Below are 15,214 nucleotides of genomic sequence, written 5' to 3' on the forward strand. Positions count from 1 at the left end.
ATGAATATTACACCTTTACCAACCCAACCAAACACTATTGTCTCCTATTTCAATGTAGGTAGATTATTACACTATTCTCTTATTTTATTTATTTTAGAAGCCTGGATTTATGGTGTTCAACTTATTAAATCTATTGAAAAGGAAAGCACATTTTGGATTGTTTTTTGGATTTCTTTTTTTCTTTTTGCCTTTCTTCATATTTTTTTGGTAATTATGGATGGGTGGTCGAGATTTCAGAATTATAAAAGAGCGAAAGATCAATTTTATATGCATGGATTTAACCGGCGAATAGCGAACACTTATATTGGATCAAAATGCCAGAGAAATGCTGCAATTGTAGCCGCAAAAGAGCTTGGACTGGAGAAGGAGATTATAGAATATTACAAGGACATGAATGTTAAGTGGTATCACTTTGTTCCGTATTTCATGGTGAAAGATCCGCTTTTTATGTTTCGAAAAAAGTTTTGGTCCAGAACCTTTCTGGAAAAAAACTACCAACCTAAATTTGATTATAAAAAAATTCAACTTGAGTTTTCCCGATGATTATTTCTGCTAAACAACTCACCAAGATCTATAATGGAATCACAGTTTTAGATCGGGTATCTATTTCTTGCTCAGAGGGAAGTATTATTGGAGTATTGGGTGCCAATGGGGCTGGTAAAACAACCCTGTTTCGGATTTTGATGAATTTAGTTACACCCGATGAAGGCAGTGTAGAAGTTTTATCAAAAAGTGTAAAACCTCTTGGGGGAATTATAGAAAAGCCTGCTTTATATGAGTATTTGAATGCCCACGATAATCTCAAATTGTTTGCCCGAATACAAAGCCTTAATTTACCTAAGGAACAAATACGCGCTTCTTTAGTTGCTGTGGGATTGCCAGTGGAAAGAAAGGATGCTGTTAAAAACTTTTCTATGGGAATGAAGCAGCGGTTAAGTATCGCTATAGCCTTATTAAATAATCCTTCTTGTTTAATCCTTGACGAGCCATTTTCGGGCCTTGATCCTATGGGGATTGAAGAATTAAGATCACTTATTTTAAAATTGGCCAAAGAAAATAACATTGGGATCCTTATATCTTCTCATATCATAGATCAGTTACAAAAATCCTGCGATTATCTTTATGTTTTGAAGGAAGGTTGTGTTGTTAATCAGGGTGTAACTTCGGAAATAATAGCTCAAAATGTTAAATATTATACCATTTATGCCAAGAATATTCAAGAGTCAAAAGTACTGCAATCCTACCATCCATTATATAACCAAAATACTGCTAAGGTGACACTGGATTTTAAGGAAGTTCCGGATTTAATTAAAAAGTTATATGCTGAAGGAGTTGTTGTAACTTCATTTAGTCCAGAGATCGATATGGATAGATTATTTGAAATAAGTGCTCAATGAAATACCTTATATACGCCGAATTTTACAAGTTATTTAAACAAGCTAAAACATATTATGCGCTCGCTGCCCTATTTGTCATAGAGGCAATAGTTATGTTTAGTGCTTATTATCAGGGTAGTACGATAATAGATGTTTTATTGGATAATCTTAAGGAGTCTTTTTATTTTGAAGGGGACTTACTGAATGGTAATTTGTTAATTTATCTTATCTTGAATACGTTATGGTTTCATCTTCCCCTCATTTTAATGATTATTGTTTCAGGAACGCTCACCTCTGAATATAAAGATCGAACCTTACAGGCTGTCATGATGCAACCTGTTAGTAAAGTTAAATTTCTACTAAGTAAATACGTTGTTGCCACTTTATTTACTGTGTTGGTTGTGCTGGTATTGGCAATAACTTCATTTTGTTTATCTTACTTAATTTTCGGCAGTGGAGATTTGATAGTTTACCTGGATACTCTTAACTTTTTTGAGAATAAAGATGCTTTTAACAGGTTGATATGGGCATTTATTGTGGGTATGTTTTCGATGGTGTTCTTTTCATTGGCCAGTCTTACCCTGGCTGTATTTTTTAAGGAGGCTACTAAAACATGGATTATTTCTGTTTTTTTCTTGATCTTATGTAATCTGCTCCTTAAAGTAGATTTTGGAAATAACTGGTTTAATGATGTATTTTTTGTGAAATTGAATGATACCTGGCAGTATTTATTTTATTATGAAATTGATTGGAAGAAAATTTCGATTAATGTTTTTCTTCTAATAGTTTACAGTACTATTTTTACAATACTCGGTATAAATTATTTTAAAAAGACGGATATAGAATGAAAAATATAATTTTTGGTATTATATTTCTTGGAATTCAATTACTGGGAGCGCAAGAGCCGGATGAAGACTTGATGCGTGTTAGAGAACGGTTGGATTCTTTATCGAGTTTTAAGGCTACCATAGAATTAGATGTCGATATAAGTTTTATTAAAATGCCCAAAAAGTATGCAGACATTTCATATGAGCGAGGAGAACGTATTCAGTTCGAATCGGATGATTTTGTAATGTTGCCAAAAAGGGGGCTGGATTTCTCTTTTAGTAATCTTTTCAAGTATTCTTTTATCACGGTCGATAGGGGGTTTGAGGTGATTGAGGGCAAGAAATATAAGGCTATAAATATCATTCCCACAGATAAGAAGGCAGACTTTTCAATAGCCATGCTTTTACTGGATACTGAAAATGATAGAATTGTAGGTTCTGAAATCAGTACAAAAAAGGAAGGTACTTATCAGTTATCTCTGCAATATGCGAGCAATAAAATGCCATTGCCTGAAAAGGTAGAAGTTGCTTTTGAGGTAGAGCGTATGAAGATACCTTTAAACTATATGGGAAAAGATATTGATGTAGATAAAAAATCAATGCGAGAAGAAGAAGTTAAAAAAGGAAAGATATACCTCAATATAGAAAACTATCAGATTAGATATGTAGAATAAAAAAAGAACGCTTTAGCGTTCTTTTTTTATTAGGTATATATGTATTATTGTTATTCACACCCACCAGTAAAACCAGTAGCGTCGAATTTTGTCTGAACTGCTCCCTGCATGGTGCCGCTTCTAGCTTGAATAACCAAATTATTAGTGCCACTACCATCTCTTTTCGGGCTACAATATTCAAATAAGTAATAGCTATTGGCTTGTCCTGATACCTTAACTGATATTTCATTAAAAGTAGTAACTAACTCTTCCTTATTTCCGGCGAAAGCACTACTGGTTTTCCCGATACTTTTTAAGACTTCTTCATCAATTTCACCTCCCAAACCGATAGTGAAGTAGGATACATTTTCATCGGCATTGTTAACTTTTTTTAGGGCATCACTTTCGGTATATCGCGAGGCCTGATCCGTTCCATCTGTAAAAATAACCACAGAAGCTGCTGAGATTATAGACTGCCCTTCATACTCATTAATCAAATCCTCGGCTTTGTTTGTTGATTTTATAACTGCTCCATAAAGATCTGTAGAAGGATCATTACTGATATCGCTGGTGATTCCTTCGATAGAGCTTACCAATTGACCAGCATCAGCAGTGAGATCGTTCAATAAATGTAGTTCGTCTTCACCATCAAACCAATAAATAGCCATTTTGAAATTTTCACTTGGTGATGCAGGCATCACACTATTTACAAAACTAATCGAGGCTTCCTTTAACTCTTGCAGGCTGGTACTTAAAACACTATTACTAAGATCCAGTACCAGTAAGGTATTGTTATTAAAAATTTGTGTATTTGGTGATATTCTGGCCTGAGACTCTGAAGAGGAAATCGTGTTAAAGCAATCGTCATTGCGTCCTTGTTCGTATATCGTAAAGTTGTTAGCTGTTAGGCCAGGAACCGGGTTGCCTTGTAGATCATTTACTTTAAAAAAAACAGAAACTTTACCCGGCAGGGTAGTGTATTTGTCCTGAATCGTTAATTCTAACTGAGCCTCACCGAAGTTCAAACATTTATCTACATTATTACTGCCATCCGGGATCGCATTGAAATCACCATCATCATCATAGGTTCCACAAGCTAGAAATGTCACCATAACCGTTACCATGGTGATAAAGTTTTTTATTTTCATCGATACTTTTTTTGAGTGTAGTAGGTAGAACGAAGAAAATTCGATTTCATTATAAATATCTAAAATGATTTTTTGTCAATTTTTAATGATTCCAAAATTCAATCAGTAACTTTTTGATTTTAAGTGTGCTGTGTTTTGTGTGTTCAATAATCGTTATTGAAAATTATTCGATACCAGTGACCAAATTAAGTTTTTGTGTCTAATCAAATAATCAATGAACCGGGAGTTATACTGGTATGGTAAAAGTAATTGAAGTGGGAAGAGATTATAAACTATATTGAAAATGATTACAATTATATGTAAGCTTAATCTGTTTTTTTGTTAAAATATCACGGATTTCTATTATTTATAATGCCAAAATTATTTTATTACACAATGAAATTATAACTTTAAGGTATGAAGTTGATTTAATGTAGTAAACCCCCAAATTTATGAGAAGTGAACAAAATGAAAGTAAAGGCTTACGTAAAGTTCTTTTGGTAGAAGATAACACCCTTACCAAGAAAATTCTGGAACATATATTAAAAAAAGAAGGTTATCAATACAGAATAGCCAACGATGGTAATGAAGGAATAGCTGCAATCGCAGAGTTTAATCCTGATATTATTATTACCGACATTATGCTTCCGGTTAAAAACGGATTAGAGGTGGTTGTTTATGCAAAACGAAATTTCACTCATATTCCAATAATTGTATTGTCAGCCCTAGGAGAAGAAGAGGGAGCCGTAACCAGAGCCTTTAATTTAGGTGCAGATGATTTTGTACCTAAACCTTTCAATCCCGGGGAACTGGTATTGCGAATTAAAAGATTACTGGCGAAAATTAATAACACTACAAATTCATAGAAACGCCCAACTTACCCCATTGATGAACCTGCTTGATAGTATAATATATATTATTATTCCTCTTTTATTTATATTTTTTATAGGGGTTGTTTTACTAATAATTTATTCCAGAATTATTTATAGTAAACGATTAAAAACACGACAGAATGTAAAAGATGAAATAGAAACTTTTCTGGCTATTGATGTTTTCAATAGTACTAACGAAGGGGAGCTTAAAAATGGTTTACATCATTTCTTGTCTACCATACCATTTGATAAAAATTGGTGTAAGGATATTTTCTTGAAAAAATTAATTGATTTTGGGGAAAATGTAAAAGGAGAAGTTGCCAACAAATTATTGGATATTTATGTGTTTACAAATCTTCACAAGTATAGTTTAGGATTTATTCAAAGTAGCAGCTGGTACAAAAAGAGTATTGGGTTTTATCATTTTCAGGCGATGGGTTTTTCTCACGGACAACGCTATGTTAAGCCTTATTTAGAGCATAAAAACAATAAACTAAGATCAAATGCCTATATCACATTTTTGTATTTGAATACCGAGCCTTTAGACTTTTTAATAGATTATAAGTATCCGATTTTAGAAGCCAGCGAACATAAGGTTGTTAATATTTTATATGAAAAAAAGCCCCCTATGCCTAATAATATTGACGATTGGTTAGGGGCAGGTAATCCTTCGATCGTAAAGTTGGGAATTAAGATCATGGTTTTTTATAATTATACAGGAGCTTCAGAAAAGATTATAAAGTTGCTCAATTCAGTATTTGATACAATAAGGTTTGAAGCATACATAGCGGTAAAGGAATTGTACCTTTTTGAGGCTGAGGTTTCTTTGACGGACAGGTTGAAAAGCGAAAAAGAAAAAAATAATGTTTTAGCTTTACTTGAAGCCTTGGCGGTAGTAGGCACTGATTTCTCTTTGGTGTTTTTACATGATTTCATTAAAAAGGATGCAATAGACGGCGATTTAAAACTAGCTGCTGTTCGATGCCTTCATGAAATTAATACAGATTATCTTAATCATTCATTTCGTCGTAATGAAGAAATCCAACGCATTAAAAACCATATTAAAAGTCCTTATATCCTTAGTGTATGAAAGAAGTGTTCCATCAATTTTATAAAAGTTTTGAGGTTTTTATTGGTTTTTTTTCCGTGTCTTATATTTTGTTTTATTTGTTTTTAGCATTCCTTTCCTATTATGCCATAAAAAAATATATTAACTCAAAATATTATGTTCACGAAGACCTGTTATTGAAAGCAAAATATGTCAAAGGAGTTTCGGTTATTGCTCCTGCGTATAATGAAGGATTAACTATTGTCGATAATGTTAAATCACTGTTGTCATTAAATTATCCAAAAAGTGAAATCATTATTGTTAACGATGGAAGTTCTGACGATACTTTAAAAAAATTAATTCGCGAGTTTGAACTGGTTAAGGTCGATTTTTATTATCGTGAACAGATTAAAACCCAAAAGGTTAGAGGTCATTATAAATCTACAAACCCTATTTATGCAAAACTTTTAGTGGTGGATAAGGAGAATGGTAAAAGTAAAGCTGATGCCTCTAATGCAGGTATAAATTCATCGAAATATCCCCTCTTCATTTGTACTGATGTAGATTGTATCTTGAAAAAGGATACAATTATAAAACTTGTTAAACCTTTTTTAACTTATAAAAAGCGGGTAATTGCTACAGGTGCAGCCATCAGGATATCCAATTCATGTGAAATTAAGGATGGGTTTTTAATGAAGGTACATTTCCCGAAAGGTTGGTATCCCAGGTTTCAGGAATTAGAGTACATCCGGGCTTTTATTTTTGGAAGAATGGCCTGGAGTCAACTGAACGGATTGTTGTTAGTGTCTGGAGGTTTGGGTATGTTTGATAAAGAAGTGGCAATTGCTGCAGGGGGGTATTGGCATAAATCTTTAGGTGAAGATATGGAGTTGGTTACTCGCATGCGTAAATATATGTATGATACGAAGCAGAAATTTTTAATTAAGTATATTCCAGAATCTCTTTGCTGGACAGAGGTTCCTGCTACCAGGGAAGTTTTTATCAGGCAGCGAACCAGATGGTCCAGAGGGTTAATTCAAACACTTCAACTACATAAATCGATGCTTTTTAATCCTAAATATGGCAGAACGGGATTCTTAGTATTACCCTATTTTTTCGGATTCGAATTTTTAGTTCCGATCATTGAGGTTTTAGGACTAATTATTATTATTGCTGCTTATTTTTTAGGTGATTTGAATGTTGAATTTTTGTTGTGGTCTTTGTTGGCGGTATATGTCTTTTACATAAATACAACTATGGTGTCTATTTTATTAGACGAGTTACTGTACAAGAATTATGCAAGCCTAAAGGAACTGTTGATCTTAATAGGGATGGCTATTATTGAGCCTGTCGTATATCATCCGGTTAGTGTTTACTCCTCGTTAAAGGGGTATTGGCATTTTTTTGGCAGAAAGGAACAACGTTGGGGGGATATGCAACGAAAAGGATTTAGTATTCAAAAATAACAGATAATGATAAATAAAAGCTTAGGGAAGCTATTTTTCATCTTAGGATTAATTATGTGTAATATATCAGCAATTATTGCACAGGAAATAAACCTGGATAGTTTATTAAATAAAACAATAGAAAGTATACGTGCCGAGGATTATCAAAAAGCGATACTGCAATCCCGGAAAGGAATCTCGTTAGCTCCAGATTACTTAGATTTTAGAATATTTTTGGGAAGAGCATACCAGATGACACAGCAGAAGGATAGTGCCAGATATCAATTAAATTATGTTATTGATCATAATACAAACTATGAGTCTTCTTTCATTTATTTGTTGAATCTGGAGTTGGAAGACCAACGTTATAAGGATGCGATGTTGGTGGTTGATAAGGCCATAAGTGCACATCCGGATAACCGCATGTTCTATGGTAAAAAACTTCAGATCTATCAATTGCAAAACGATGACAAAGGGGAGAAGGAGTACCTTCAAGAACTTTTAATAAAATACCCTAATGATTCTGAGCTTCAACAACGTAAACTGATATTGGAAACCAAAAGTAAAAGTGACCGTTTTGGGATTAACTATACATTTACCTCTATTAGTAGGGATGAAGTTGGACCATGGCATTTAGGAAGTTTACAGTTCATCAGGGAAAGGTCATGGGGCTCATTAATAGGACGGTTAAATTATGCCGAGCGATTATCGAATGGAGAAAGTGTTGTGAATGGTATCCAATATGAATTGGCATCTTACTTTTTTATGGGGAAAAAGAAATTGAACTATTCCAATGCTGGTATTTCATTTTCATCCGACGATGCATTTCCGGAGTTACGCCTTAATTACTCATATTATCATAATTACAGGAAGGGTTGGGAATCTGAAATAGGTGTTAGATATACCAGAAACAATAATCAGAATATTGTTTCCGGTGTATTGGGTCTTGGAAAATATTTAGGTTCTTATTGGATAAATTTGAGGTCTTACATTCAAGAGCAAGAAAGCAACTGGTATCCTGCATTGACATTAACAGCTCGTTATTATATGAATTCCAGGTTTGATTATTTTACCTTAATTACCGGCTATGGAAGCTCTCCTGATGAGCGTTCGATTCAAGGACAAATTGATCAGAGGTTAACACTAAACTCGTATCGGTTTGGCGCTGGTTATTACAAATTACTGAACGATCGTTTTATTACGGGTCTTCAGGCTGTTTATAATAATCAAGAATACATTGATAAACAACGACAAGATGAATTTGAAATTTTCCTGACCTTGCAATATAAGTTCTAGTGTTAGGGGAGCGTTTATTTTATGTTTATTTGGTGTTTAATTGCAAGCTAACAGGGCAATGATCAGATCCCATTATATCATTATGTATTTTAACATCCTTAATGTGATCAAAAAAGTTCTGGGGAATTAAAAAATAATCCAGGCGCCAGCCTGTGTTTTTCGCACGGGAATTAAACCTATAGCTCCAATAGGTGTAGGCAACTTCGTCCGGATAAAGTTCTCTGAAGCTATCGACAAATCCCTCGTTTAAGAAATTATCCATACCATCTATTTCAATCTGTGTATAACCGGCTGTTTTGTTATAATTTGACTTGTCGTTTTTGAGATCAATAGCTCTATGGGCTACATTAAAATCCCCACAGGCAATCACAGGTTTCGTTTTATTTAGATTTTTTAAATAGCTTAAAAAGTCGGCATCCCATTTTTGTCTGTAATCTAAACGAACGAGTCCTCTTCCGGAATTTGGTACATAAACATTCACCACATAAAAATCTGGATATTCGGCACATATTATTCTGCCTTCCCGATCGTGTTCTTCAATGCCCATATCGTAGGTAACATTTAAAGGTTTTGTTTTCGAAAGTATTACGGTTCCGGAATAACCTTTTTGATCGGCAGCATTACTGTAAATATTAAACGATGAGAGACCTGCCAGTGCTTTTTCAACTTCATCAGTTTGCGCTTTGGTTTCTTGAAGGCAAATAATATCAGCAGATAATTCCTCTACTGAATTCATAAATTCTTTTTTAAGAATGGCCCTTATACCATTTACATTCCATGTAGCTATGTTCATGTTTTGCTGATTCTAGATTTAATTACAAGGTACTGATTGTTGATTTATTTACAAGGAATTATTTTAATATCTGATAAAGTAATATATCAGTAGTTTAAATAAAGGATCCAATAAGAATGTACAGAATGCCGGTTAAAAGTATAAGCCCAAATGCGTATGCCACTATTTTTTTAGTTGAGTTGGAGCCTCTTATCATGGTGATTATCAATTTTACGATCAGGTTGCTTAAGGCGGCAGTAATTATTACAAAAGTGGCTAGCTGTAATTTATCAGTTCCAAGATAAAATTTTGCCAAACTAATTGTTATGGCATCGGTATCAGCAAGACCGGCTACAATTGCAGAGTAGTACAACCCGGTGTCACCAAATATCTTATTACTATAGTGTACTACATAAAGTATAATTACATAGAGTAGACCGAATCCGATGGCACTTATTATATTCAGGGGGTTACCGATGTTAATTTCTGAATTTGGCTCTTCGCCAGGCTTTTTGATCAGTATAATGGAAGAAATGGTGCAAATTATGGTCAAGAGTCCGAACGGAATTATAATATAGCCTAATATTGCTTTGTTGAAAATGGAGGCAATAACGATTAGTCTGACAAACATAATTCCTGTAGCGATTATTATTCCGGCTGCATATTTTTTAGATAGTCCTGGAGTTTCTTTACTTCGGGATGCATACATCCAGGTAACCGCCGTACTGGAAACCATTCCTCCTAAAATTGCGGTAAGTAAGATTCCTTTTTTAGCTCCTCGATATTTTACCAAAAAATAACCAATGAAATTGATAAATGAAATTATTACCACGATGGTTCCAATTTCAAAAGGATTTAACAGGTCTTGTGGTCCGTAGTTTTGATTGGGTAAAAAAGGAAGAATTAATAAGGATATGATGGAGAACTTTATAAATGCAAATAATTCTTCTGAGGTGATATTTTTAATAAATGACCGGAAAGTAGTCTTCAGGGATAGTAGAGTAACAATAATGACAGCAGTCGCAATGGCTTCCTTTTCCAGATGATTGGCAACCATAACTCCCAAAATGAAAGTAGAGGTGAGTGCTAATATGGTGGTTATACCCATCATAATATTTTTACTGATGACAGCCACATGGCTTATGGCAAGAAAAATTAAAAAAGCGGCCAGGGCGATAATTACCAACCAACTAGAATATGTAGAAGATAATATACCAAGAATGTAACCCAATATTGCCACTATGGGAAAGGTGCGAATTCCGGCAAAAACCTTTTTCTCTTCTTTTAATTTATCATATTCCCGCTCCAGTCCAATAATCAAACCTATTCCCGTACTAATGAGAATACCCAAAATAAACGGATCAATATAGGTTGTTATTTCTGACATTTTATAATTGTTGTTGATTGTATACTAGTTGGCAAGGGTAGGGTAAAGTTACGCTCGTGTTTCAAGCAATTATATGATAATCATCAATGGGGTAATTGGCAATAAATTTTTTCAGTTCTATATAAAGGCTCCTGTAAGTTACTTTGTATTGGGGTAACACTTTTATTCATGGTAAGAATTTCGATTTAAAGGGTAAAAAGCATTCTTTTTATTATATATTAGCTTAAAATCATGAGCTTCAATAATGTTAAAAAGTAGTTTAAAACTTCTATAAAGTTAAGATATAACTGATTGATTTACAAAGTATTTTTAGGCTTTAAACGCTTATTAATATTAACTTTTTAAATTAATCAAATCATGAAAAAATTATTTTTAGTTGCTTTAATCATCGGAGGACTTGTAATTTCTTGTACCCCTGACAGCAATGTTCAAGAAACAAATGAAACATACGGATATGCCATCGACAAAGACTCAATTGTTACTCCAGGAGGGAGAGATTAAAACATTTAAATTAGAAGTAATTGTATTAGGCGTAATAGCAACCATAGGTTCTATTGCGCCTTTTATACATATATTTTATATTAAATCAGGTATCGAAGGAATTTTTGGATTTCCTACCATGGAGTCATTCTGGTATGCTGCTGGTTTTCCAATTATGGTTATATGTTATGGTTTAATCCTTCATCATGTTTCTGACAGGTTAGGGGACTTAGAAAAACCATTTAAGTTGATTTCGCATTTGGCTTTATGTGTTGGGTTTTATTTTATTGTTTGGATTTTTATCCCATCGATATCAGACTTTCCGAGTTGGGCCTATTACATAGCAATTGTTCTAATAGCAATTGTGTGCAGTGTATTTACCATTTGGCTTTATGGCTTTATACCTTCTTCAGATAAGTTAGAAAAGATTAACAGATCTTCATAATACTGAATTTCCGGGTTCAATGATTCATTTTTTAATTATGACCTATGGAAACACGTGAGTATTTCAATTCGGTTAGTGATAAAGTTACTCCTGCTAAACCTTAAATGGTTGCTGAGGTGTAGAAGTTAGCTTTTGTACGCTGTGGTTACTATCTCTATGCTATCAAAGTATAGTCTAATTTCCATCCTTGCTAGTTTTTAGCTCAATTGACCCTACCAGTTGCTACTAGTTGCTTTCTTTTTGTATTTTTGAGATATGGAAGTCATAAGGGTAAAGAATGATATAGGGATACCAAAGTATCAACAGATCATCAGGTCTATAGAAAGCGCCATATTAGCGAAGGAGTTAGTTAAGGGCGATAAGTTGCCGTCAATCAATAACGTAAAGCATAAATTTTCGCTTTCACGCGATACAGTATTGCTGGCATTTAATGATTTAAAGACCCGGGGCATAATTCAATCAATTCCGGGAAAGGGATATTATGTTGCTAAAACAACTTTAGATGTAACACGCCGCGTCTTTTTGTTATTTGATGAATTAAATGCTTTTAAGGAAGATTTGTATAATTCGTTTTTACAGAATATAGAGGACAACGTAGAGGTTGATATTTATTTTCATCATTTCAATAAAAAGCTTTTTTCTAAACTGATTAATGATAGCTTAGGTAATTATAGCTACTATATCATTATGCCTGCAAATTTCAAGGAAATAGCTGATGTAATTCAGTTGTTGCCACATGATAAAGTTTTTATTGTCGATCAGTTATCTGAAGAACTTTCAGATTATCCATCGGTGTATCAAAACTTTAAAAAAGACATGTATTTCGGATTGGAAAAGTTAAGCAAGCAGTTAAAAAGGTATCAACAATTAAAGCTTGTATTCGACCCTAAAAAACAGCCTTTGGGAATGCTCGAAGGATTCGAATTATTTTGTAAAGGATTCGGACTTCATTATTCTCATTATAACTCTGTCGAAGAAGCTAAACTCAGTTATAAAGATGCCGTTCTTGTCCTCGATGATAAGGATTTAATTGAAGCTGTCAAAATCGCAAAAATAGGCTCCCTAAATATCGGGCAGGACCTTGGCATTATCTCCTATAACGAGGCTCCATTGAAGGAAGTTGTCGCTAACGGTATTACTACATTTTCTACTGACTTTAAACATATGGGGAAGACCATGGCAGAAATGATTATGAGAAATCAGAGGATGCAAATTGAAAACAGGAATATCGTTATAAACAGAAACTCATTATAAACATAAATAACAAAAATTGAACCAAACAATTACCTCTAGATTACAAACTGAATTTATAGCCCGGTTTGGTAATGAACCGATTGTAATAGCATCACCAGGGAGAATAAATTTAATAGGTGAACATACTGATTATAATAATGGTTTTGTAATGCCGGCAGCCATAGATAAAAAGATTTATTGTGCAATGGCAAAGAATGGTACCTCAGACCAATGTACCATAAATTCATTAAGTTTAAACGATAGTTTTAGTTTTAAGCTGGATGCGATAGAAAGGAATGAATCAACGAATTGGATTAATTATATAATTGGGGTTGTCGCCATTATTCGTAAAGAGCATAAGCTCGATGCAGGATTTGATATTTTAATAGATAGTGATTTGCCTTTAGGAGCTGGCCTTTCTTCATCAGCAGCTCTCGAAAACGCTATAGCATTTGGCTTAAACCGGATGTTTAAACTGGCGATACCGAAAGAAAAGCTTATATATATATCTCAGGAGGCAGAACATACGTATGCGCTGGTAGAATGCGGAATCATGGATCAATATTCTTCTGCTTTTGGTAAGGAAGACCACCTATTGATGCTAGATTGTCAAAGTATCAGTTCGGAAGATATACCCGCAATATTTGAGCCGTATGAGCTTTGGTTGTTAAATACGAATGTTTCCCATAATCTTGCTGAAAGCGAATATAATATCAGGAGGCAAGAGTGCAGAGCGGCTATTCAATTAATTAATGAAAAGTTTAAGACAATTGATAGTTTTAGAGATCTGACCATTGAGGATATTCCGAATCTCGAGAAAATTTTACCAGAAATTCTTTTTAAAAGGGTTTCGTATGTAATAGAAGAAAATGAAAGAGTTGTAAAAGCTGCTACTGCTCTTAAAGATAATGATCTGGTTACCTTCGGTAAAATGCTTTACGAAGCTCATGAAGGGCAGCAAAATAAATATGAAGTAAGCTGTAGGGAGTTGGACTTTTTAGTAGATTACTCCAGAGAGGTTTCAGAAGTGCTGGGCTCCAGGATGATGGGAGGTGGTTTTGGCGGTTGTACTATTAATTTAATTCATAAGGATATAGCGGAATCTTATGTTAATGATATTGCAACGGCTTATGAAAAAGAGTTTCAGATTGCCCTTACCCCGTTGAAAGTAAATATAGATAAAGGAACATATATTTTAGATTAAGATGGAAGATTTGATTTATAATAAACCACATAGAAGGTATAATATATTGACCGGAGAATGGATTTTGGTTTCACCTCACAGAACTAAAAGACCCTGGCAGGGGAAAACAGAGGATAAGGTTGAGGTCAAGACAGTTACCTATGATCCTTCTTGTTATCTATGTCCGGGTAATGAAAGAGCTTCAGGTGATAAAAATCCAAATTATGAACATGTCTATACTTTCACAAATGATTTCGCAGCCTTATTACCTGATGTGGAAGCAGAAGAAGTAAATGAGGGCTTGTTTAAAGCGGCAACCGAGGAAGGTATATGTAAGGTTGTCTGTTTTTCGCCAGACCATTCACTGACTTTACCTTTGATGAAAGAGGAAGATATTACCAGGGTAGTACAAAAATGGAAAGAGGAATATATTGAGTTAGGGGGTAAGGATGGTATTAATAATGTTCAGATTTTTGAAAACAAAGGGGCTATAATGGGGTGTAGTAACCCTCACCCACATGGTCAAATCTGGGCACAGCGATCTATTCCTGAAGAAATTATCAAAAAAACGGAAAATCAAAAAGTATATTGGGAACAGCATAATAAGAGTTTGTTGCAAGCCTATATAGAGCAAGAGAAGGAGGTAAATGAACGAATTTTAGTTGAGAATGAATATTTTGTTGCTTTGGTACCTTATTGGGCGGTATGGCCTTATGAGGCTATGATAGTACCAAAAAGACATATTCAAAGTATTGATCAACTTCAGGAGGAGGAAGAAAAAGCATTTGCTTCGATTATTAAAAAGCTCACCATAAAGTTTGATAATTTATTTGAAACTTCATTTCCTTATTCAGCAGGAATACATCAAAAACCGACTGATGGAAAGGAGCACCCTGAATGGCATTTTCACATGTCTTTTTATCCGCCACTTCTGCGTTCATCAACAGTAAAGAAGTTCATGGTAGGATATGAGATGTTTGCCAATCCACAACGCGATATTACAGCCGAGCAGGCAGCAAATACATTAAACGCACTTTCTGAGGTTCACTACCTCAAAAGGTAACCACCAA

Annotated in this window: 16 protein-coding genes; 13 read left to right on the top strand and 3 right to left on the bottom strand. The window is 34.2% G+C overall.

What is annotated here, in order from left to right:
- Genes BM361_RS03640 through BM361_RS03655 form a run of 4 tightly spaced genes read left to right on the top strand, consistent with a single transcriptional unit; the run spans position 1 to position 2,877 of the window.
- The gene (locus tag BM361_RS03640; RefSeq protein WP_074976972.1) at positions 1 to 543 is read left to right on the top strand and encodes a hypothetical protein; all 543 of its coding nucleotides are present in this window, start codon (positions 1 to 3) and stop codon (positions 541 to 543) included.
- The gene (locus tag BM361_RS03645; protein WP_074976974.1) at positions 540 to 1,397 is read left to right on the top strand and encodes an ABC transporter ATP-binding protein; all 858 of its coding nucleotides are present in this window, start codon (positions 540 to 542) and stop codon (positions 1,395 to 1,397) included. The genes BM361_RS03640 and BM361_RS03645 overlap by 4 nt, the downstream gene beginning before the upstream one ends.
- Positions 1,394 to 2,224: an ABC transporter permease gene (locus BM361_RS03650; protein ID WP_038264639.1), complete on the top strand. Its 831-nt coding sequence runs from the start codon at positions 1,394 to 1,396 to the stop codon at positions 2,222 to 2,224. Before BM361_RS03645 ends, BM361_RS03650 begins: the two co-directional genes overlap by 4 nt.
- The gene (locus BM361_RS03655; RefSeq protein WP_074976976.1) at positions 2,221 to 2,877 is read left to right on the top strand and encodes a hypothetical protein; all 657 of its coding nucleotides are present in this window, start codon (positions 2,221 to 2,223) and stop codon (positions 2,875 to 2,877) included. Before BM361_RS03650 ends, BM361_RS03655 begins: the two co-directional genes overlap by 4 nt.
- Before the next feature lie 50 nt (positions 2,878 to 2,927).
- On the opposite strand, the gene BM361_RS03660 is transcribed toward BM361_RS03655, so the two are convergent.
- A complete protein-coding gene (locus BM361_RS03660; protein WP_038265488.1) occupies positions 2,928 to 4,004 on the bottom strand; it encodes a vWA domain-containing protein in 1,077 nt (358 codons plus the stop codon).
- 431 nt (positions 4,005 to 4,435) lie between these two features.
- Here BM361_RS03660 and BM361_RS03665 point away from each other — a divergent pair, with 431 nt between their 5' ends.
- From BM361_RS03665 to BM361_RS03680, 4 genes are read left to right on the top strand one after another with little or no spacing between them, the layout of a single operon-like run.
- The gene (locus BM361_RS03665; RefSeq protein WP_038264635.1) at positions 4,436 to 4,849 is read left to right on the top strand and encodes a response regulator transcription factor; all 414 of its coding nucleotides are present in this window, start codon (positions 4,436 to 4,438) and stop codon (positions 4,847 to 4,849) included.
- A gap of 22 nt (positions 4,850 to 4,871) precedes the next feature.
- Entirely contained in the window at positions 4,872 to 5,945 is a 1,074-nt protein-coding gene (locus tag BM361_RS03670; RefSeq protein ID WP_074976978.1) for a hypothetical protein, read from the top strand.
- On the top strand, positions 5,942 to 7,369 hold the full coding sequence (locus BM361_RS03675) for a glycosyltransferase (RefSeq protein ID WP_074976981.1): 1,428 nt from the start codon (positions 5,942 to 5,944) through the stop codon (positions 7,367 to 7,369). Before BM361_RS03670 ends, BM361_RS03675 begins: the two co-directional genes overlap by 4 nt.
- Positions 7,370 to 7,375: 6 nt before the next feature.
- Positions 7,376 to 8,644, top strand: a complete 1,269-nt coding sequence (locus BM361_RS03680) for a YaiO family outer membrane beta-barrel protein (RefSeq protein ID WP_083425843.1) — start codon at positions 7,376 to 7,378, stop codon at positions 8,642 to 8,644.
- 25 nt (positions 8,645 to 8,669) lie between these two features.
- Here BM361_RS03680 and BM361_RS03685 read toward each other — a convergent pair whose 3' ends face one another.
- Together BM361_RS03685 and BM361_RS03690 are read right to left on the bottom strand one after the other, a co-directional pair.
- Entirely contained in the window at positions 8,670 to 9,437 is a 768-nt protein-coding gene (locus BM361_RS03685; protein ID WP_074976983.1) for an exodeoxyribonuclease III, read from the bottom strand.
- Positions 9,438 to 9,531: 94 nt separating this feature from the next.
- The gene (locus BM361_RS03690; protein ID WP_074976985.1) at positions 9,532 to 10,803 is read right to left on the bottom strand and encodes an MgtC/SapB family protein; all 1,272 of its coding nucleotides are present in this window, start codon (positions 10,801 to 10,803) and stop codon (positions 9,532 to 9,534) included.
- 357 nt (positions 10,804 to 11,160) lie between these two features.
- Here BM361_RS03690 and BM361_RS16935 point away from each other — a divergent pair, with 357 nt between their 5' ends.
- From BM361_RS16935 to BM361_RS03710, 5 genes are all read left to right on the top strand, one after another.
- Positions 11,161 to 11,304: a hypothetical protein gene (locus BM361_RS16935; RefSeq protein WP_175496541.1), complete on the top strand. Its 144-nt coding sequence runs from the start codon at positions 11,161 to 11,163 to the stop codon at positions 11,302 to 11,304.
- A complete protein-coding gene (locus BM361_RS03695) occupies positions 11,258 to 11,728 on the top strand; it encodes a hypothetical protein (RefSeq protein WP_139226595.1) in 471 nt (156 codons plus the stop codon). Before BM361_RS16935 ends, BM361_RS03695 begins: the two co-directional genes overlap by 47 nt.
- Before the next feature lie 255 nt (positions 11,729 to 11,983).
- Positions 11,984 to 12,982, top strand: a complete 999-nt coding sequence (locus tag BM361_RS03700) for a GntR family transcriptional regulator (protein WP_038264618.1) — start codon at positions 11,984 to 11,986, stop codon at positions 12,980 to 12,982.
- A gap of 16 nt (positions 12,983 to 12,998) precedes the next feature.
- Entirely contained in the window at positions 12,999 to 14,165 is a 1,167-nt protein-coding gene (gene galK, locus BM361_RS03705) for a galactokinase (RefSeq protein ID WP_235444262.1), read from the top strand.
- A gap of 1 nt (position 14,166) precedes the next feature.
- Positions 14,167 to 15,207, top strand: coding sequence for a UDP-glucose--hexose-1-phosphate uridylyltransferase (locus tag BM361_RS03710; RefSeq protein ID WP_074976986.1), 1,041 nt, complete (start codon positions 14,167 to 14,169; stop codon positions 15,205 to 15,207).
- Positions 15,208 to 15,214: the final 7 nt, after the last annotated feature.

It is taken from the genome of Zhouia amylolytica (assembly GCF_900116365.1).
In the GTDB taxonomy this organism is placed as follows: Bacteria; Bacteroidota; Bacteroidia; order Flavobacteriales; family Flavobacteriaceae; genus Zhouia; species Zhouia amylolytica.